Origin of the sequence: Marinobacter sp. 1-3A, assembly GCF_016597775.1 — a bacterium.
GTDB classification, from domain to species: domain Bacteria; phylum Pseudomonadota; class Gammaproteobacteria; order Pseudomonadales; family Oleiphilaceae; genus Marinobacter; species Marinobacter xiaoshiensis.
This window is the reverse complement of sequence record NZ_VCGZ01000002.1, coordinates 348,369-369,617: the sequence shown is the minus strand read 5'-3', so window position 1 is coordinate 369,617 and position 21,249 is coordinate 348,369. Positions and strand designations below refer to the sequence as shown.

Below are 21,249 nucleotides of genomic sequence, written 5' to 3'. Positions count from 1 at the left end.
GCTGCTTCAGGATTGCGCCGGCCCTTAAGCTTCAGGAGTTTCCTAATGAGTGAATCGAGCTACAGTTCCGCCAATATCAAAGTCCTGAAGGGGCTGGATGCGGTACGAAAACGGCCAGGGATGTATATTGGCGATACCGATGATGGAACCGGCCTGCATCATATGGTCTTTGAACTGGTGGATAACTCCATCGATGAAGCTTTGGCAGGACACTGCTCCGAGATAGGCATCATTATTCACCCGGATGAGTCGGTAAGCGTTCAGGATAATGGCCGGGGAATTCCTGTGGATATCCACGAGGAAGAAGGCGTATCCGCTGCCGAAGTTATCATGACGGTGCTGCATGCCGGGGGTAAGTTTGATGATAATTCCTACAAGGTTTCTGGTGGCCTTCATGGTGTAGGCGTTTCGGTTGTAAATGCGTTGTCCTCTACCCTCACCCTGACTATCCGTCGCGATGGCAAGGTGTATGAACAGGTGTACACACACGGTGTGCCCGTTGCGCCCCTGGCACCTGTTGGCGATACGGAAGCTTCTGGTACCCGGGTACATTTCATACCGTCTCCGGAAACCTTTTCTACTATTGAGTTCCACTACGAAATTCTGGCAAAACGCATCAGGGAACTGGCGTTTCTGAACAGTGGCGTTCGCATTCGTCTGACGGATGAGCGCAGTGGAAAGGAAGAAATTTTTGAGTACGAAGGCGGATTGAGAGCGTTTGTTGAGCATCTCAATACCAATAAAACGCCTATAAACCGGGTTTTCCATTTTACCCGGGAACGGGAAGACGGCATCGTGGTTGAAGTTGCCATGCAATGGAATGATGCCTTCCAGGAAAACATCTACTGCTTCACTAACAATATTCCCCAGCGGGATGGTGGTACTCACCTGGCAGGTTTCCGTTCAGCACTTACTCGCTCCCTGAACAACTACATTGAACAGGAAGGTCTGGGTAAAAAGGCAAAGGTAAGCACCTCCGGTGACGACGCCCGCGAAGGTCTGACGGCTATCATCAGTGTGAAAGTTCCTGATCCCAAGTTCTCTTCGCAAACAAAAGACAAACTGGTTTCTTCGGAAGTAAAAACGGCCGTTGAGCAGGAGCTCTACCAGAGCTTTGCCGAATACCTGCAAGAGCAGCCTAACGAAGCCAAACTGATCGTTAACAAGATGATTGAAGCAGCGCGTGCCCGTGAAGCAGCGCGTAAAGCTCGGGACATGACCCGTCGCAAAGGCGCTCTGGATATCGCCGGCCTACCCGGCAAGCTGGCAGACTGCCAGGAGAAAGACCCTGCTCTATCCGAACTGTTCATAGTGGAGGGTGACTCGGCCGGCGGTAGCGCCAAACAGGGCCGAGACCGCAAAACCCAGGCTATCCTGCCGCTGAAAGGTAAGATCCTGAACGTGGAGAAAGCACGTTTTGACAAGATGCTGTCCTCTGCTGAAGTGGGTACTCTTATTACGGCTTTGGGGTGTGGCATTGGTCGGGAAGAGTTCAACCCTGACAAGCTTCGCTATCACTCCATCATTATCATGACGGACGCCGATGTGGATGGTTCTCACATCCGCACGCTGCTGCTCACGTTCCTGTTCCGCCAAATGCGCGAAATCATCGAACGTGGCCACGTATTTATTGCTATGCCTCCCTTATATAAGGTCAAGCGTGGCAAGCAGGAGCAGTACCTGAAGGATGAGAAGGCAATGGAAGCCTACCTCACCCAGACATCTCTGGAAGGTGCACAACTGTATGTGAACCCGGAAGCGCCACCTATCAAGGACTCTGCCCTTGAGACCATGGTGAAGGATTATCAGGCGGTTATGGCGATGATTGAGCGCCTGTCCCGCGCGTATCCTGCGATGGTGCTGGAGCAAATGCTGCACAACGATACTCTGAAAGCAGAGGATCTGAAGGATGAGCAAGCAGTAGCTGCTTGGGCAAGTCGTCTGGGTGATGGTCTGGAATTGGACACCCGCACCGGAACCAAATTTACCTTCTCCGTCAAAAAGGATTCTGAGCGGGGCCTGTTCCTGCCCATGGTAACCATTCATGTACACGGTATTCCGACGGAGTACGTGTTTAACCATGACTTCTTCGACTCACCGTCCTACGCTTCGATTGCACGCCTTGGCGAGACCCTGAATGGCCTTGTTGAAGACGGAGCCTACATACAGCGTGGTGAGCGTAAGCAGGCTGTGTTGTCGTTTGAGGGCGCACTGAATTGGTTGATGAAGGAAGCGCAGCGTGGCCTGACCATTCAGCGCTATAAGGGTTTGGGTGAGATGAACCCGGATCAGCTCTGGGAAACCACCATGGACCCCGATAGCCGCCGCATGATGAAAGTGAAGATTGATGATGCTGTTGCAGCAGACCAGATCTTTACAACATTAATGGGTGATGATGTAGAGCCACGTCGTGACTTTATCCAGGCTCACGCTTTGGAAGTGCACAACCTCGACATTTAATGGGGTTTTAAGCAGGTACAAAAAAGCGGCCCACTGTGGCCGCTTTTTTTATACCTGAAAACCGGGTGCCTCACTGGATTACTGCATTATCTTCCGTCATACGAAGCTGATTACCTGGCTTTTTCCTTCTCCGCCAAATGAGGCGCCATGACTTCTTCCAGGGTGTAGCCCGTAAGCCTGCGGATGGTTCTCCAAAGATAATAGAAAATGAGCATCATCATCACCATAGAGGGGATGGCAATCATCGGATAGCTCACCAGAGTCATCCTTCCAAGCTCTTCATTGAACGCTTGGGTACCGGACGGGCTGACGACAATCCAGCGGGCGAGAACGTAGTTCATGATGGAAGAAAACAGAAAGGTGCCGGCAAAAAAGTAGCTGGCATTGAGCAGGCGCCCTTCGAACTCTTCTACCTGGTCCTTTTCTTCCAGGGTCTTCTGAATTTTATCGACATCGAGCACATTAGGATTGTAGAGGAGCGTGCGAACCAGGGGGTATTTCGTGCGTGTTGAGGCAAGCACCGCTAGACCAATGATTGCGGGAATAGCTGCTTCCTTTATGGCGAGCCAGCCGGCATCCAGTTCCAGCAAGCCGATACCACCTGTTAGACCCACGCTTACCAGGCCCAGCAAGGCTATAAAGTTCTTTTTATTGTAACGAATCAGCTCGAAAAGGCCCCACCCTAGTGGAAAGGCCAGGCCCAGGATCAGGGCGTTGACACTGCCAAGATGCTGGTCGCCACTGAACTTCATCAAGATAACGGATGGAATGATAATGCTGACCAGAAGATCGACCCAAGGTCTGGGTTTGTGGTCGGGCACGGCGGTAGTATTTGGTGCGGTCATGGCTCTGCCTGATTAGTTAAACTGCTCGGGCCAGTATACGACGAACGCCATAAAAAAACCGAACCCGGAGGTTCGGCTTGCTTCACAAATGACTCAACTAAAACGTATCAGGCGCCGACTTCTTTCAGGCACTCTTCAACGATTGCCAAGCCTTCCTCAAGGATACTATCCTCGATCGTTACCGGCATGAGGAAACGCAGGGTATTCCCAAACATGCCACAGCTAAGAAGGATCAGTCCCTTCTCTTGGGCTTTCTTGGTAATTGCTGCAGCCATTTCGGGCATTGGTTTACGGCTTTCCTTGCTTTCAACCATTTCGAATGCCGCCATGGGCCCCAACCCACGTACGTTGTCCACATGGGTAAACTGCTCCTGCCACTGGGTAAACCGCTGATTCAGCTTTTCGCCAAGGCGTATGCTCTTGCCCAGGATATCCTCTTCCTTGAATACCTCGAATACAGCAAGGGCAGCCGCACAGGCAGTCGGGCTACCGGTATAGGTGCCGCCCAACGAGTTGGGCCCGGACGAGTCCATGACTTTGTCGGTACCAACAATTGCTGAGATTGGCATACCGTCAGCCATACTTTTCGCCATGGTAATGATGTCAGCTTCAACACCACTGTGCTCAAGCGCAAACATCTTGCCGGTACGGCCAAAGCCACTCTGAACTTCGTCCACAATCAGCAGGATGCCGTTATCGTCACAAATTTTCCGTAGTGCTTTAAGGAAACTGGTTGGTGCTGCGTAAAAGCCACCCTCGCCCAGTACCGGTTCGAGCACGATGGCAGCAGTCTGGTTTGCCGGAGAGTCGGCTTTCATAGTCATCTGCAGGCCACGCAGTGCTTCTTCCTCTGTAACCCCGTGATACGGAACAGGATAAGGTGCGCGGAATACGCTTCCTGGCATGGGGCCAAAGTCGGTCTGGTAAGGTGCTGCCTTGCCATTCATTGCCATGGTCATAAAGGTGCGGCCGTGATAACCGCCGTTGAAGCAGATGACGTTGGTGCGACCAGTGGCCGCTCGGGCAATCTTGAGGGCGTTTTCCAGTGCTTCCGCACCGGAGTTGGCCAGCATTACTTTGGCATGGCCTTTAACCGGAGTGACTTCGCTCAGCTTCTGCGCCAGGCGCACATAGCCCTCATAGGGCATAACCGTTTGGCAGGTATGCATCAGCTTATCGAGTTGGGCTTTGATCGCTGCCACTACTTTCGGGTGGCGGTGGCCGATGTTGAGAACACCAATACCACCGGCAAAATCGATCATACGTTTGCCGTCAGCGTCCCACAGTTCTGCGTTGGTTGCGTGGTCAGCAAATTGCTCATTTGGGCTCGCAACGCCTGCTGCAACATAGCGTTCTTTGAGTGCCTGAAGTTCTTTGTTGCTCACTTTGCCATTCTCCCTGTGTCTCTGATAGTAACAATCTCGTTCCTCAGTGTAGGGAGTAGAACGGAATGACACAAACTGACAGCAAGGAATAAATTAATTCACCGGTTGCTCCCGGAACTGCAAATCGGCCAGACGCCGGTAAAGTTCATTCCCTTGCATCAACTCATCATGGGTGCCGACGGCTAGAAGGCGCCCCTGTTCCAGTACGGCAATACGGTCAGCATCACGCACGGTGGCAAGCCTGTGGGCAATCACCAGGGTAGTTCTTCCGGATGTCAGGGCCGGCATGGCTTGCTGAATCAGGCTCTCGCTCTCAGCATCAAGCGCGCTCGTCGCTTCATCAAGCAGCAGTATTGGAGCATCAGCAAGCAGCGCACGGGCAATAGCCAGCCGTTGATTTTGGCCACCAGATAGCCCTAGCCCTGCATCGCCCAGTTGCGTGCTGTAGCCTTCAGGCAGCTTCTCGATGAATTCGTGGGCGTGGGCAATACGTGCGGCCTTTTCAACATCGGCATGGCTGGCATCCGGGCGGGCGTACCGGATGTTGTCTGCCACGGTGCCATGGAACAGCGCGGGGTTCTGGGGTACCAGTGAAAAGCAGCTGCGTAGCGCTTCAAGGGAAACCGTGGCGCTGTCTGTTCCGTCAATGTGAATGGTACCGCTGTCGGGCTGATAGAAGTGCAACAGCAGATCAAACAAGGTGGATTTTCCTGCACCGGAAGGCCCGACCAGCGCCAGGGTTTCACCGGCACGAACGTGCAGACAGATATCGGTCAGTGCCGGGTGTTCGCTCCGGCCGGGGTAGCTGAAATTAAGGCCCTCGATGGAAATTTCGCCGGTAATGGCCCCGGGGAACTCGTTTGCTTGTTCTGCCGGCCGGATGAATGCCGGTTTTGTCTGGAGCAGTTCAAACAACCGTGCAGCGGAGCCAGCAGCCCGTTGCAGCTCACCAATGACTTCGCTGATTGCGCCTGCCGCTACGCCCACCAACAAACTGTAAAACAGAAATGCGGCCAACTCTCCCGGGGTAATGCGGCCGTGGATAACATCCAGACCGCCAATCCAGATGACAACACCGACAGCGCCCATCACCAGAGAAATGGCCAAGGTGGTTAACCATGCACGCTGTTTTATGCGGGCTCGGGCGATATCGAAAGCCCGTTCGGAAACCTCGGAAAAAAACTGTCGGTCATGGGGTTGGTGGTTGAAGGCCTGAACGGTTTTGATCTGCGTGAGGTTTTCACCCACGTAGCTGCCCACATCTGCAACTCTGTCCTGACTTAGCCGCGACAACTGCCGAACGCGTCGACCGAAAAACAGGATAGGCGCGATAATCAGAGGAAACCCCAGCAGGATAATCCCGGCCAGCTTGGCATTGGTGATGAACAGCAAAACCAGGCCGCCCACCAGCATGAGAGCATTGCGCAGGGCAATGGAGACGGTTGAGCCGATGACCGATTGCAGCACTGTGGTGTCGGCGGTAAATCGCGACTGTATTTCCAGAGCACGGTTCTGCTCGAAAAACCCGGGGTGCAGATCAATCAGATGATTGAATACCTGCTTGCGGATATCCGCCACCACCCTTTCGCCAATCCAGGAAACCAGATAAAAGCGCGCGAAAGAACCAAAGGCTAACCCCAACACCAGCATAAAAAACAGACCAACAGCCCGGGCCAGGTTAGCCGGGGATTCCGTAGCCAGGCCTTGATCCACCAGAATCTTGAGGCCCTGCCCCAAACCGAGCGTGATACCTGCAGTAATGACCAGTGCCACCAAAGCGCCGGCAACCGCTTTGCGATAGGGAAGAATAAAGCCGATTATCAGTTTCAGGGCCTGCCGATGACGTGTGTTAATGATGTTACTCCTGAAGTTGAGGTGCAGTAATATTCACAAGCCCTATCATACGCTTGTCCTCTCCGTAAAAATGAAGGAAGTCCCTTGCGCGCTTATGCTGACAGTGATTACCCCGCTAACCATAAACCGAACTGGAAAGTGATTGCCGGGCTTTGGCCCTATCTTGCCGAGTTCCGTGGGAGGGTAGCGCTATCTGTGGCCTTCCTGATTTTGGCTAAACTGGCAACGGTCGCAACTCCGGTGGCTCTGAAATACATTGTGGATTATCTGGATCAGGGCCGCGAGGCTGAGCTGTTGCTGTGGATTCCCATCGTGCTGGTGGTTGCATACGGAACCTTGAGGTTTAGCAGCACGCTGTTCGGTGAGCTGCGGGATGCTGTGTTTGCGCGGGTCGCCGAGCGCGCCATGCGGCGGGTATCGCTGCGGGTTTTCCGCCATTTGCATGACCGGGAACTGGCCTTCCATCTGGATCGCAAAACCGGCGGGCTGGCCCGGGACATAGAGCGAGGCACTACGGGTATCAGCTTCCTGCTACGTTTTACCCTGTTCAATATAGTGCCTACCCTGCTGGAAATTCTGATGGTGGCAGGCATTTTGTTTGTGGCGTTCAACGCCAGCTATGTGTTTGCCATCCTCATCGCAGTAGTGGTGTATGTGGTTTTCTCTATCAGAGTCACCGAGTGGCGAACCAAGTTCGTTCGTGAGGCCAACGCCCGGGATAATCAGTCCAACTCCCGCGCCATCGACAGCCTGCTCAACTACGAAACCGTTAAATACTTTAATAACGAAAAATTCGAAGCCGAGCTTTACGATGAGAATCTGGAAGGCTGGGAGAAAGCACGCCTGAAGAACCGCCTGTCTCTGGCTGCACTCAATTCCGGCCAGGCGCTCATTATTGGTTTGGCCATGATAACCATGATGGTGATGGCCGTGAGAGAAGTGGCCAGTGGGGTTATTACCCTGGGGGACTTCACCATGATCAACGCTTACCTGCTTCAGCTGTTTATCCCCTTGAATGCTCTGGGCTTTGTTTACCGGGAAATCCGCCAGTCTTTGGTGAATGTGGAGCGCCTGTTCGGTTTGCTTGGTGAAACACCAGCCATTAAAGATGCTCCCGGGGCGCCTTCACTCCTCGTCAATAAAGGCGAGGTAGGCTTTATTGACGTGCATTTCGCTTACCGTTCAGATCGACAGATTCTGCAGGATGTGAACTTCACTATACCAGCCGGGCACACACTGGCAGTTGTGGGCGCCAGCGGAGCAGGTAAATCCACCCTCGCCCGCCTGCTGTTCCGATTCTTTGACGTGGATAAGGGCAGCATCACCATTGATGGCCAGGACATTCGCGAGGTTAGCCAGGACAGCCTGCGCTCAGCAATCGGAGTGGTTCCGCAAGACACCGTTCTGTTCAACGACACCCTGTACAGTAACCTCGCATACGGCAGGCCGGAGGCTACCGAAGCGGAGGTACACCATGCTGCAAAGCAGGCGCGCCTGGACGACTTCATCCGTAGCCTGCCAGAAGGTTACGACACCAAAGTCGGCGAACGTGGCCTGAAACTCTCTGGCGGTGAAAAACAGCGAGTTGCTATTGCCCGCGTACTGTTGAAAAACCCGCCGTTGCTGATTCTCGACGAAGCCACTTCGTCACTGGACTCTATCTCCGAACAGGCAATCCTGGATGCCCTGAACGAAGTCAGTCGTCAGCGCACCACACTGGTAATCGCCCACCGTTTATCCACAGTGCGCGATGCCGACACGATTCTGGTAATGGATCAGGGCCAGATTGTGGAAAGCGGCAGCCACAGTGAGTTACTGGCGCAGAATGGTTATTACGCAAGGTTGTGGCTGCAGCAACAGCATAGTGAGGATGACGTATCTTTGACAGATTGAAGTGCCTGACTGAAGCTCTGGGCATACCTTGGAGTAAGCGGCTCTCCGGCAGAGGCTTCCGAAAAACGCCCGTAAATACTTCCCTGTAGTGCTCCGTCGCGCCATCCTTGGCGCTCCAGGTTTTCGGAAGCCTCTGCCGGAGAGCCGCCCGAACATTGGTGTTATGCCTCAGAAAAGCTAATCGGTTTTTAGATGGTGAGAGCTGCACAAGCTCGGATTGCATGGCTGGGGAACCGGCTCCCAAAAACGTCTGCAGCCAAGGATGGCTGCAGCCGAGCCCTACATGGAAGTATTTACGGGCGTTTTTTGGGAGCCGGTTCCCCAGTCATGCAGACGCACCAAACCAGCAATCACCGAGACAAAACCGAAGCCAACCCCGAAGCCCGAACTACCCGCTGCTCCGCACTTTCCGAAAACACGCTGGCGTCGCCGGTGATCAGGCTGAACCAGTTCTTTGCACGGGTGATGCCGGTGTACACCAGTTCTCGCGTGAGCACGGGGCTGAGGCGGTCGGGCAATACCAGGCAGGTGTGATTGAATTCCGAGCCTTGGGATTTATGCACTGTCATGGCGTACACGGTTTCCAGTTGTTGCAGCCGGCTGGGTGATATCCAGCGGATGTCGCCGCTGCCGTCGCTGCTGGGGAAGGCCACGCGCAGTACGGATTTTGGTTGTTCGTCGTTGGTTTGTGTGTCAGCGGCCCAGGGCAGGCTGAAGGTAATGCCCACATCGCCGTTCATCAGGCCCAGGTTGTAATCGTTGCCGGTAATCAGCACTGGGCGCCCGGCGTACCAGCCTTCGGCACGGGGAATCAGTCTTTGTTTGAGCAGGTTGTGAGCGATCAGTTCGTTGAGCCCTTCTACACCCCAGGGGCCACGGCGCAGGGCGCAGAGCACCTGAAAATCACTGAAGGCCTCCAATACGGATCTTGCCAGCTCGTCCCACTGCTCTGTTGAGCTGCTGGCGTTCAGTTCGTGGTTATTCATCAGTGATAAGTAGTGACGGTAGCCTACGGGTGGCGGCAAGAGCTGGCTGTTGCCATGGATTCGTCCTTCCCCGCTATTTTGAAAAGCTTCCGGGCTGCCACTGACCGCATGACTGCAGATCAGCGTCTGACTGTCTTCCAGCGAGGGTTTTCTGGTGCGGCCATTCAGCCACACCACATCCTCGAAACCGGCGCTGAGGGCCTGCTGAAGCATGCTGTCGCTCAAGGTGTTGGTGTTGACCGCTTCGGCCAGTTGGCGAATGCCACTGCCTTCGGCAAAGCGGTAGCTTTTGCGCAACATGGCCACGGCCTGATCCAGCGGCTGGCCTTCGGGGTTCTGCAGGTTTGCGGGGATGTCGGTGCCGGTTATGGCTTTCAGCCACTGCACAGTCTCTGGCAGATAGTGCCCGCTTGGCGCGCGTTGGCACAATTCACCCAGCACAGCGCCGGCGTCTACCGAGGCCAGTTGGTCTTTATCGCCCAGCAAAATCAGTTGGGCGTTGGCGGGCAGGGCGTCAAACACCGACGCCATCATGTCCAGATCTACCATGGAAGCTTCGTCGATCACCAGAATATCCACCAGCAGCGGGTTGTCGCGGTTATGGCGGAATTTGCGGGTGTCCGGGCGGCTGCCCAGAAGCCGGTGCAGGGTGGTGACTTTGGTGGGAATGTCCGCCAGAGACACCTGCCCCGGTAACTGCGCCAGTGGCAGACGGCTGACGGCACCGCCAATGGATTCGTTCAGCCGGGCTGCGGCTTTGCCTGTGGGCGCTGCGAGGCGAATACGGTATTTGCGTCTATCGCGCTCGGTGGATTCGCCTGCGACGGACTGCAGGGCGGCCAGTAAATTCACCACAGTAGTGGTTTTGCCGGTGCCCGGGCCACCGGTAATCACTGCGAAACGGTTGCGGGCGGCCAGTGCACAGGCGAGTTTTTGATAGTCCACAGGAGAGTCCGAAGAACCCTGTGGCTTGAACAATATGTCCAGAGCATTGCTGAGTGTTGAGGCCGCGCTTGAAGACGTGTCAGTCAGAGTGGATGGCTGCGCCAGCCGCTGCAGAATACCGGCGGCAATTTGCTGCTCGTAACGCCAGAATCGGCGCAAGTACAGTCGAGTGCCGGTTAACACCAGCGGCGTAGTATGTGAGCCATCACTTACCGACAAGGCCTTATCCAGAGCACTGATGCATTCCTGAATTGATACGCGAGCCAGGAGTTCTCCCGGGCCATTGAAGCTGCCATCGGTGATTTCCTGCTCCGCCGATGAGTTTGGCAGAATGCCCCTGGTTTGTGGGGAGAGATTACTGTTAGGCTCCTCCGGCGGCAGTGATAATGTGTTGTCCGCATCCGCCAGAAGCGTGGCCAGATCCACGCACACATGGCCCCGGCCAACCTGATGGGATGTCAGTGCAGCAAGCAGCAAAACCAGAGGTTGCGGTGCTTCGCCCTGCTCTTCCGACAGATCCTGAATCAGCCGCGAAAAGCGTACATCCAGAGGGCGAATCCAGCCGGCTTGCTGCCAGCTATCCAGAAGCTCCAGAAGAGTTTCGGTTTGCTCCAAGGCCAGGCCAGTGTCTTCGGCTTCGTCCAGATCAAAGGAAAACTGGTTTTCGGTATTCCTTGTCTTACTCATGCCGCTACCTCCCCGGCTGCCTTGCCATCGAACATAGCATCCAGTTGTTCAATCAATACTCTGGGTGGTTTGTCGGTAAACGCCCCTGCCCCTGGCGCGTGCACGCCGCGCAAAAACAGATACACCGCACCGCCGATGTGCTGGTCGTAGTCATAATCCGGCAGGCGGGCTTTCAGCAAGCGGTGCAGGGCCAGCAGATAGAGGATGTATTGCAGGTCGTAGCGCTTCTCCAGAATCGCCTCGCCCATGGCCTGATCTGTGTAGGCGCTATCGTTATCGCCAAGATAGTTGGATTTGTAGTCCAGCACGTAATATTGCCCGTTATGTTCAAACACCAGGTCGATAAAGCCTTTCAACATGCCGTTGAAGCGGCCGTCATCCACTCGCGGGCGGTCCGCGCCGTTGAGGGTGTGTTGAGTCACCAGTTTGTCCATGGCCCGGGTGCTTACGTTACGACTCTCAAACCAGAACTCCAGTTCCGGGCGCAGGGTGTCAAGGGCGGTCAGGCTGACGCTTTCACCGCCATTGCGACTCAATGGCAGCGGCTGGCGAATGAGCGCAAGGATCCAGTGCGCAAGCGTATCTACCCAGTCAGTCCAGCCCCGCGTGCTGCAACGGCGAAAGAGCTGTTCACGTAAGTGTTCGGGGTTATCCACAATGTGTTGCAGGCCCTGTTGTACGCACCACTCCAGCAGATCGTGCAGGAAGGTGCCTGGGCCTGCGCCTTTCGGGAAATTGTGCAGGCTGTGGCTGAGCAGAATCGCTGTGTCCTCATCCTCAGGGTTGTGAGCGCCCTCTTCCAGCAGGTTTTGGGTTTCGGCGTCTTCCACCTCCCCGGCGAAGGCTATGCCGGTTCCGGAAAGCCCGGTGTATTCCAGTGAGGAGTAGCTGGCAATCCACCAGTCTTCCCGGGCTTCGCGGGTTGAGATCAGTGCTGGCCCGAGCGCTGCGGGCGCTTCTTCGGCGTAACGCAATCCGGTAGCGTCTGGCAGAGCCTCTGTACATAGCTCTGTGTGGCCATCAACCAGATGCTTCAGCGCGTCACTCAGCGGGTGTTGCGCAGCAGGCTCTCCACCCAGCAAATAGCCCAGACCGCTGAGGTGCCAGTTATCAATCTCCGCGACGCCGACCCAGGTGGCAAAGCGGGCGCGGGTCAGGGCCACGTAGAGTTTGCGGATGTCCTCGCCCAGCCGCTCCTGATCTGCCCGGGCAACGTCTTCCGGTGTGGGATCAAACACAGTGATCAGTTTTGAGTGGTCATCGTGATAGCGCACGAACGATTGTTTTTCGCTTTGAGCGCGGAAGGCTGTGCCAAAGGGCAGAAACACCAAGGGATATTCCAGGCCTTTGGATTTGTGCACGGTAATCACCTTCACCAGACCAGCATCGCTTTCCAGGCGCAGGGTGCGGTGTTCGTCCTCTTCGTCCGCCGCCCGCAGAATCTGGGTATAGTGGTGTACCAATGCGTGTTCGCCGTCCAGTTGCAGGCTGTCTTGTTGCAAGAGTTCGGCAATGTGCAGAATGTCGGTGAGACGGCGTTCGCCTTCCGGGCGCTGTAACAGACGGCCGGGTACATCAAAGTCCATCAGGAAGCTGCGCAGCATAGGCAGCACACCCTGGCCCTGCCACTGCTTCTGATAACCCATAAAGCGGTCAATCTCCCGCTCCAGCGCCATCTCGTCGATCAACAGTTGGTCGAGATAGCGCCAAGGCAAACCCAGCGTGGGCGTGGCCAGAGCCGCGCGGGCGTAGGCCAGTTGCCGTGGCTCGGCAAAAGCTTTGAGCCAGCACAGCACTTCTTTTGCCTCTTGCGAGGTAAGCACCGAATCCCGGTCAGACAGGTACACGCTCTTGATGCGCCTTTGGCCCAGCGCATCCCGTACCGCAGCGGCTTCGTTGCGGTTATTCACCAGAATGGCGATGTCTTTGGGTTCAACCGGCTCCAGGTCGCCTTTGTTCTCTTCCAGTGCAAAACCGGCCAGTCCCTGCTGGCCAAGTGTCAGCAGTCGGGCGATTTCGCTGGCGCAGGTTTCGGCTACATCCGTTGTGGCAGCGCCTTTTGCCAGGCCCTTGCGGTTGCCGTTCTTGTCTTCCTGGTCACTTTCCAGTGACCACAGGGTGAGGCTGGGCTGTACCTCGCCATTCACCGACCACAGGCGCTTGGTGCCGTTGGCGTCTACCCCCTGAAATGGCAGGGGTGAGGTATCGCCTTTGCCGAAGAGGAAGGCACCTTCCGGGCTGTTGAGGTCGCCATGTTCAAACACCCGGTTGACCGCTTTCACCATGGGTTTGGACGAACGGAAGTTGCGGCCCAGCGTCCAGGTGCGGTCGCGGGCGCCGGTGCGGGCGTCCAGATAGGTGTAGATGTCGGCGCCGCGGAAGCCGTAAATGGCCTGTTTCGGATCGCCGATCATCAGCAGGCAGGTGTCCGGCTGGTTCTCCGCTACCCGGTAAATCCGGTTGAAGATGCGGTATTGCACCGGATCTGTGTCCTGGAATTCGTCGATCAGCGCAACCGGGAACTGGCGACGAATGGTGGCCGCCAGTTGATCGCCACGGGAGCCATGAAGGGCATCGTCCAGCCGTGTGAGCAGGTCGTCAAAACCCATTTCCGAGCGCTTTTGCTTTTCCGATTCCAGCCGCGCTGCAATCCAGCGGCTGGCGTGCCGGAGAATGTCGGCCTCGGCGCTGGGCAGGCTCTGGCTGAATTCGATCAGCTCTGCAATGGCATCAAAGGCTGGGTGATGGGGTGCATCGCCCTCGCCTTTGAGTTTTGTGGGCAGTATTTCCGGTGTCTGGTTCTGGAAGCCGGCTTTGTCCAGACCCTCCGGGTAAAGCTCATCGGAAGCGGCCCAATCGCGCAGTTTGTCCCAAGCGGCAATCATCGGCTTCATGCTGCCACCGTGCAGGCGTTTGCTCTTGTTGAGGGCAATCAGCATGTCGGTGACTTCGGGTTTCCAGTCTGACCAAGAGTAGGATTTCAGGGCCTGCGCCTGCTCCATGCGCTTTTGCACAGTAGCTTCGATGGCCTGCTTAACATCGTCGGTGGCGACGTCGAAAGAATCAGCGTCGCCAAGCAGGTTATGCACAGAGGCGCGCAGGTTGTCCGGGGTTTTCCAATGGCTCAGCACTTCATCCATCAGTACCGGCGAAAGCGGGTAGATAAAAGTGCGCCAGTAGTCCCGCGCGACTTCATCGAGCAGTTCACTTTGATCGGTTTCCAGAGACAGGCGGAACAGGCTGCCGCTGTCGAAGGCATGCTCGGTGAGCATCCGGTTACACCAGGCGTGAATGGTGGACACCGCAGCTTCGTCCATCCATTCGGCGGCCAGCAGCAGCTTTTTGCGGCAGTCCGGCCAGGTGGTCGGATCCGGGTAGCTGTTATCCCGCAACTGATGGATCAGCGCGGTTTCCGGTGTGGGCTGTAGGCCTTCCCCGTTGCTGGAAAACACCTCTGCGGCCTGAGTAAGCCGGGTGCGGATGCGATCCCGCAGTTCCTTGGTGGCGGCGTCGGTGAAGGTCACCACCAGCAGGTTGGGCGGTAGCATGCCGGCAGCCAGAGGGCTGTCTTCGGGTTGTCCGTGGCCAAGCACAAAGCGCACGTAAAGAATGGCGATGGTGAAGGTTTTTCCGGTACCCGCACTGGCTTCAATCAGGCTGCTGCCGTTCAGGGGCAGCGCCAGTGGATCGAGGTTCGGGTTTCTCGTCACGGTTGTAGCCGTCATAGCTTGCCCTCAATCTGACCAGCGGCGGATTTATCCTGTTCGGCCTCCCAAAGGGGCACATAAAGCGCGTGCAGCAAGGCCTCAAATTCATCGCTTTCCATCAGGGCTTCTGCGCTTTCAAAAGCGCCTCGTAAATAGCCAGTGTCCCGCTCCAAAGCAGTGGTGTATGCCTGCTGGGCATCGCTGATGGCGCGTTCGTGGTCACCCAGGAATTTCTTGCTCTGGTAGAAGCTGTAAATCCAGGCAAATCCGGCCTCACAGTGCAGCGGTAACGCGCGGGTGCTAGCTTCTATCCAGTGCGCCAGTATGGCGTCCAGATGCTTGGCGGCGGTTTCTCTTGGTAATGGTGCAAAGCGTACTTTCCGGCCTTCTTCCTTGCCTAGAATCAGGGTTTCAAACAGTTGTGTGGTCAGTTGCCCGGCCAGATGAATTACCCAGTCCCGCATCAGGTTGGCGTAACGGAGCTTCTTGCTACTACCGCTGCCGGTGAGCAGGCTGGAACCGGCGATAATCAGGCGGCAGGTATTGCCTTCGTGGTTGCGGCGCAGGTTGTTGATTAAATCCAGCACTTCTACCGATCCCGTGTTATTGGCCAGACGATATTCAAACGGCAAGGGTTCACTGATCGCTTCGGGCCACTCGGCCAAGGCGCTTTGATAGCGCTGGAACAGATCGGGTAAGCGGCCAGAGAGATCGCTTCGCAACCTGTGCTCGGTGACGCCCATACCCAGGTCGCCTCGCCGCGCCATACGATCCAGTGTGCTTTCCAGGCGCTCGTGCAGGTCTTCATCGTTACCGGCTTTCAGCAGGCCCTGCTCAATCAGTTCGGTATCCAGACGCCAGCGGTCGAGACCGTTCAGATCAAAGTTTTCGTTATCCGTGTCGTCGTCTTCCACATCCTCGAAACGCACCTGCAAACGGCGCTGATAAAACGTATCCACAGGCTTTTTCAGAAAGCCAGCGAGATCGTTGAGGGTGATGGGTTCCTCGGGTTGCTGATACGGCAGGGCCGTTTGCGGCTCGCGCCGCTCTTCTGCTTCGTTGCCATGGGCACCGCGCCATTCGTGCTCGTAGGTGAACAGGCTGCGTGCGTGTTGTACCTGGGGGAAATAATCCCGGCTGAACGGTTGCAGCGGGTGGCTGGTGGTCAGTGCGGCGGTTACGGAATCCTTTGGTTTTCCTGGCACCTGCCACAAGCTGTCGAGATGATCTTGCAGCTGGCCGACCAGCACTGAAGGCGGCCGGGGTGAGTCGTCGCGAATGCTGCGCCCTACCCAGCTGATATAGAGTTGTTCGCGAGCCGAGAGCATGGCTTCTAGAAACAGGTACCGGTCGTCTTCCCGGCGGGAGCGGTCGCCCGGGCGGTAATCCTGAGCCATCAGATCAAAATCCACCGGTGGCCGTGAGCGAGGATAATCGCCGTCGTTCATGCCCAGCAGGCACACCTTGCGGAAAGGAATCGCTCGCATGGGCATTAGTGTGGCGAAGTTCACCTTGCCCGCCAGGAAACGCTGGTTCAGACCGCCCTCATCCAGGCCTTCCAGTAATACGTCCTTCACGATATTCAGCGGTAACGATTGCTCGTCCAGCCCTGCGGCCATCGTGTCTTCCAGCCACTGCTCCAGCTGCCGGCGAAAACGGTTCAGCAGCAACAAATCATGCCCTTCCACTTTGTGGAAAAACTGCTCCAGCATGGCCGAGAAGAGTTCTTCCCACTCTTGGGGTGTGCGGCTTGCCTGCAACTCTTGCCATAAGGTTTCCAGGCGGTACACGAATTCGCCAAGACGGCCTGCCAAGCTGGCTTGCAGCCCTCCGATTTCGCCGTAGGGTTGAACACCCGCCCAAGGCTCGTCGTCGCCCATGCCGTAACCTAAAAGCATGGAGCGCAGGCCAGCTTGCCAGGTGTTTCGATCTAAGCCGGCGGGCAACTCCAGACTTTCCCGGTGAGCACCGTGCAGACCCCAGCGAATGTTGGCGCCTTCTACCCAGCGCCGTGCCAAGGGGATTTCCTCTTCTGCAATTTCAAAGCGATCGCGAACACCGGGCACTTCCAGCAGGCTGATGATCTCACTCACCCCGAAACGGCTGCGCGGCAACGACATGAGCGTTTCCAGGGCAATCAACACAGGCTCGTGGTGGCGTTGGCCCTGATCAGAAATGGTGAACGGAATGTGGCGCTTGAGGCCGGAAGTGTAGCGACCAAACACCGCCTGAATATGCGGCGCATAGACGTTGATATCCGGCACCATCACCATCACATCCCGGGGCCGCAAAGTGGTATCTGCATTGAAGGCCGCCAGCAGCTGATCGTGCAGAATTTCCACTTCCCGTTGCGGGCTGTGGGCATCGTGGAAGGCTATGGAATGGTCGTGATCCAGATCGAGTTCGCGCTGTTCATTCCGGATTTCCTGAAGGGGCGTCAGATTGTAGATGTCATTTTGAAGCTGATGCAGCAGGCAGGGAGCCTGATCCGATCCGTGTTCGGAGAAGATATCGATCTTTTGATCTGGCGTCTGGAAGCTGGCGCGATACTCATCCGGATTGTCGAATTCATCCAGCAAACGAATGTAGTCCCGGCCCTGCTTTCCCCAAGCTGCCAGCAGTGGATTTGCGTGCTGATGCAGCTGGTCGGCATCTTCAATCTTCGACAGTGTCTGGTGAACCTTGCCTCGCTTGCGTTCGGCTTTCAGTAATTCGCGGTCGCTGACAATATCCGCCCAGTAGAACTGCGACGGGTTGTGAACGCACAGTACCACCTGGCTGAAACGGCTCAGCACATATAGAGCTTCCAAAGCTTGGCGCGGCAGCGACGAAACCCCGAATACTACGATGCGCTTGGGCAAACGGCTCGGATGAGCAGGCGCAGTAATTCGCTGACCTTCAGCCATAAACCGTGTGTGAATCTGCGAACGGCTGGTGTGGGCTTCAGCGCCTGTGTCTTCCACCAGCTTGCGCCAGAGCATCGGTTGCCAAAGGGTATCGTCCTCAACCGGCTTTTCTTCGCCGCGAGCGGTGATCACCACATCCCGGCCCTGCTCCCAGGCGGCCAGCCAGTCAGCGCGGAACACCTGATACTGGTCGAACAAATCCGCTACTTTTTCGGCCAACTGGAATGCTCGCAAATCCGGATCACTGCCTTCCAGAAAGCGCGCTAGCGGGTTGAATACCTCGTCGGTATGGACCAGTTCCGGCAGCAGCCGATAAAGTCGCCATACCAATCGGCGCTTATCAAAGGGGGATTGCTCCGGTACCTCACCATCCGGCAGCACGGCCCGGTAGGCTTGCCAGATAAACCGCGCCGGGAACAGAAAGTCCATGCCGGCGGCAATACCGAGCCCGCCTTCGTTGCCATCGTCCGAACGCTTTTCTGCCAGCGCCAGCTTCAGCCACTGGGCAATACCATTACTCTGTACCAAAAAGGTTTCGCTCTGCAGCGGCGGCAGTGGGTTCTGCTGGCAGATAAACACCACAGCCCGGCGCAGGTCTTCGAGATGGTTTGCGTGGACGGCGTGAAAACCGGGGGTGATGGCGGCGTGTTCGGGCATGGGTTTCCCTGTTTGGTATCTGAGGCAATTCCGATGCTACAGGTTACCGCATGTGGGTAGATAAGCGGATAGCGCAAACCTCTGCTGCTCAAATTTTTGGAAGGGCTGGTTGTGAGTGTTTTATCCCCTACAGGGTATATTTCTGAGTTAATCCTCTAGTGGCTATAGCTATGAAAGTCACATCTGCTGAAGCCTTGGCTGCAGCAGTAAAAAATGCCAGAAGCCGAATCGAGGCCTTGCTCAAGCTTCCTATTGGCTTTCTCGACCATGGTAATATCGACCTTTGGTAAAGTGGAAACCTTGTTACCAAGCGATTTTCCTTTGCATATTGCAGAGTCAATTCTGGAAGGTGCTCAGCGCCAGGCCGGGAAACTTCTTTAAATCCAGATCGTAAAAAATGAAAGATGAGAAATTTTTAACCAGAGTGGGGCGTGAGTTTGCGGAACTTTTTCGTAAACCAACTCTGGTGTTTTGGAATTCAGTTGCAGTTTTTCTGATGGTTATCATATTGCCACAAGGGATTATTGCTACCCTGGAAAAGCTCGGCTGGTCGATTGATCGAAAGACCGCGCTGATTCTGTTAGTGGTCGTGGCATTTCTTTTTGCTTGGCGACTAACCAGGCTTCTGGATAACCAATTCAGAAGAGTGAAGAGCCAATTGGTGTCCTCAGGTTATTTTGTTGATGCTCAGAGGCGGAGTACCAGGCTTTTCAATAGTCTCTCTTTGCTATTTTGGGATACGAATGAATATTGGTTAGCGCCATCTGATCAGGATAGCCCTTTAATCATGATTAGAGATGATTCAGAAGTGGTGCTTGGGTTTTATAACCTGGATTGTCCGAATTTATTGGTTGTACGAAAAAGTGTTCCGGATTCTATTGAGGAAGACGAGTGGGCTGATTTATCAAGTTTGGAAAGAGCTCTGCTGTTCTACAAGTTTTTTCCCAAAGATGCTGAAGAAAGTATGAAGGAATTTTTCTGCTCAATTGCCGACGTTGTGCTTTTTTATAAGTTGGAGATTCGGGACGGCACTTTAAATATTTTTTTTGAACTGAGTAGCAATTTTGATATGCCAGAGCATGCAGAATACTTTTACGATCTGGTGACACAAGTTGGTTCTCGTGTATTTGAATTCAGGGCTCGAACAGCGATGAATCTGAATTCATCAGAATTACATTAGTTGGTGCGCGGTACCAAAAAGGAAAACCTCATTATTAGAATCAACTCCAGATCTTCGATTACGACTTGAACTAAAACAAGGAGTTACTGTGCACGGCGTACTCATGATAGCAGCGTTCTTTTGCCTATTCACATCGCTTGGTCTTCAGGCGGGAATCTATAAGTGGGTCGACGATGATGGCCGTACGCACTTCAGCGATAAGCCGCCTCCCAATCAACAGAAACGAAATACAGAGGTATCGAATAAACCGGCAAAGGCTCCTGTTCCGAGCGTGCAAGCTCAGAGCCAGTATCGTCAGCCTGGGGCAAGCGATGCGCTTCGGGTAAGAAAGCTTTTCGAGAATGAGGAGTTTGGCGAATTGAACAGCGTGTTGGCTGACCGCTTGCAAGCGGTCAAGAAGGATATCACTAACGAGTTACATCTCCGTGATACCTACCAGATATTCTAGCAGGATGTTCCGGCTTGGGAGGCACTATTTGACCGCTGGATCTCTCAGTATCCCCAGCAATATCAAGGGTACCTCGCACGCGCGACCTATCTGGTACATCGCGGCTGGGAAGCCCGCGGCGGCGCGTATATTGCTGAAACTCCGCAGGAAAACATCTACCGGATGGTGGCTTTCATGGACCGGGCAGAGAGTGATGTGAGCCGCGCTTTGCTCCTCGAAGATGGTGCACTGTGGGCATACTGCCTGCGTATCAATATCGCCAAATCCGGTGGACACTATCCGGACGCCCTCCGCACATTGGAACAGGCGATAAAACGCTACCCAGAGAACTATTTGGCCAGGAAGTACTACATTGAAACCCTGGACCCAAAATGGGGAGGGTCGCCATTGTCCATGATCAGCTTTGCAAATAATGCACAACATCATGTGGATACCAACCCAAGGCTTCGCCGGCTGGTTTCTTACGCCTACTACGAAGCCGGGCGAATGGCATACATCAACAAAGAGTATTCGGAAGCTAGTGGGTTTCTCTCCATAGCGATTGATAAAGGCGGGCGCCCGAGAAGTTACTTCGTGAGGGGTAAAAGTTACGCACGGCAGGGCGAGCATGAGAAAGCCTTGACGGACTTTAATGCGGCAATCAATCAGGATAAGGAGGACGGAGATTACTATTACTGGCGCGCCAAGTCCTTTGCGGCGGTCAAACGTTATGATGAATCACTCATAGACATTCAGCGTGCCTATGCCCTAAGACCCGATGACAAGTGGATTAACAAGTTCCGTTTAAAGTTAATGGCTTATGCTGCCACCCCGAACATACCGTCCGCAGACGGGGCTGCCAAGGCATCCAGATCTGCAGAGGCTCTGTTCAGACAGGCGAAGGAGTTGATTGAGGGTCATCAACCAGAACGGGCAAAGGTAATTCTGGATCGCGCGATCGAAATGAGTCCCGGTGAGTTTCGCTACTACCAGTTGGCTGATCACGCCCTGTTCGTGCAGGGGAAAACCCGTGACATTCTGGATTACTGGCAAGCCTACCTCTTGATAAAGCCGAATGACCCTCGGGCCTATCTGGAGCGCTCTGGCACTTATTACCATCTGCAAGATTTTGATGCAGCTAAAGCCGATGCGAAGAGGGCCATGGATCTTGGGAGTATGGAAGCCAGGCAGATTTACCAGCGGCTACAGCAGTTGACTGAAAGCTAATCTAAACTCTCGCAGCCGCTTTTGTTACCTGCCTGTGACCGAGCGAAATGCACCGGATTCTCCTTAGTTGCAGGAACGAAGAATGGTGTT

The 21,249-nt window shown here is 55.1% G+C and carries 11 protein-coding genes; 5 read left to right on the top strand and 6 right to left on the bottom strand.

Annotated elements, in window-relative coordinates:
• Positions 1-45: 45 nt before the first annotated feature.
• On the top strand, positions 46-2,460 hold the full coding sequence (gyrB, locus tag FE848_RS04805; protein ID WP_200201603.1) for a DNA topoisomerase (ATP-hydrolyzing) subunit B: 2,415 nt from the start codon (positions 46-48) through the stop codon (positions 2,458-2,460).
• Between the two features lie 110 nt (positions 2,461-2,570).
• Here the strand turns inward: gyrB and FE848_RS04800 are convergent, their stop codons facing one another.
• The 3 genes from FE848_RS04800 to FE848_RS04790 all read right to left on the bottom strand — a co-directional run bounded on the left by FE848_RS04800 (position 2,571) and on the right by FE848_RS04790 (position 6,520).
• Positions 2,571-3,305 carry a VC0807 family protein gene (locus tag FE848_RS04800; protein ID WP_200201602.1) on the bottom strand — a complete coding sequence of 245 codons (735 nt, stop codon included), beginning with the start codon at positions 3,303-3,305 and terminating at the stop codon, positions 2,571-2,573.
• 107 nt (positions 3,306-3,412) lie between these two features.
• Positions 3,413-4,690 carry a 4-aminobutyrate--2-oxoglutarate transaminase gene (gene gabT / locus FE848_RS04795; protein WP_200201601.1) on the bottom strand — a complete coding sequence of 426 codons (1,278 nt, stop codon included), beginning with the start codon at positions 4,688-4,690 and terminating at the stop codon, positions 3,413-3,415.
• A 93-nt stretch (positions 4,691-4,783) separates the two neighbouring features.
• Complete coding sequence (locus FE848_RS04790) at positions 4,784-6,520, bottom strand: ABC transporter transmembrane domain-containing protein (protein ID WP_200201695.1); 1,737 nt, start codon at positions 6,518-6,520, stop codon at positions 4,784-4,786.
• Positions 6,521-6,628: 108 nt separating this feature from the next.
• Here FE848_RS04790 and FE848_RS04785 point away from each other — a divergent pair, with 108 nt between their 5' ends.
• Complete coding sequence (locus FE848_RS04785; RefSeq protein ID WP_200201600.1) at positions 6,629-8,437, top strand: ABCB family ABC transporter ATP-binding protein/permease; 1,809 nt, start codon at positions 6,629-6,631, stop codon at positions 8,435-8,437.
• A 350-nt stretch (positions 8,438-8,787) separates the two neighbouring features.
• Here the strand turns inward: FE848_RS04785 and recD are convergent, their stop codons facing one another.
• Genes recD through recC form a run of 3 tightly spaced genes read right to left on the bottom strand, consistent with a single transcriptional unit; the run spans position 8,788 to position 18,325 of the window.
• Complete coding sequence (gene recD / locus FE848_RS04780; RefSeq protein ID WP_200201599.1) at positions 8,788-11,055, bottom strand: exodeoxyribonuclease V subunit alpha; 2,268 nt, start codon at positions 11,053-11,055, stop codon at positions 8,788-8,790.
• Positions 11,052-14,780, bottom strand: coding sequence for an exodeoxyribonuclease V subunit beta (gene recB, locus FE848_RS04775; protein ID WP_200201598.1), 3,729 nt, complete (start codon positions 14,778-14,780; stop codon positions 11,052-11,054). Before recB ends, recD begins: the two co-directional genes overlap by 4 nt.
• Entirely contained in the window at positions 14,777-18,325 is a 3,549-nt protein-coding gene (gene recC / locus FE848_RS04770) for an exodeoxyribonuclease V subunit gamma (protein WP_200201597.1), read from the bottom strand. The genes recB and recC overlap by 4 nt, the downstream gene beginning before the upstream one ends.
• 397 nt (positions 18,326-18,722) lie before the next feature.
• On the opposite strand from recC, the gene FE848_RS04765 reads away from it, so the two are divergent.
• The 3 genes from FE848_RS04765 to FE848_RS04755 all read left to right on the top strand — a co-directional run bounded on the left by FE848_RS04765 (position 18,723) and on the right by FE848_RS04755 (position 21,159).
• Complete coding sequence (locus FE848_RS04765; protein ID WP_200201596.1) at positions 18,723-19,505, top strand: hypothetical protein; 783 nt, start codon at positions 18,723-18,725, stop codon at positions 19,503-19,505.
• Positions 19,506-19,593: 88 nt separating this feature from the next.
• On the top strand, positions 19,594-19,953 hold the full coding sequence (locus FE848_RS04760; protein ID WP_320159501.1) for a DUF4124 domain-containing protein: 360 nt from the start codon (positions 19,594-19,596) through the stop codon (positions 19,951-19,953).
• Positions 19,954-20,127: 174 nt separating this feature from the next.
• Positions 20,128-21,159, top strand: a complete 1,032-nt coding sequence (locus tag FE848_RS04755) for a tetratricopeptide repeat protein (protein WP_200201595.1) — start codon at positions 20,128-20,130, stop codon at positions 21,157-21,159.
• Positions 21,160-21,249 lie beyond the last annotated feature (90 nt).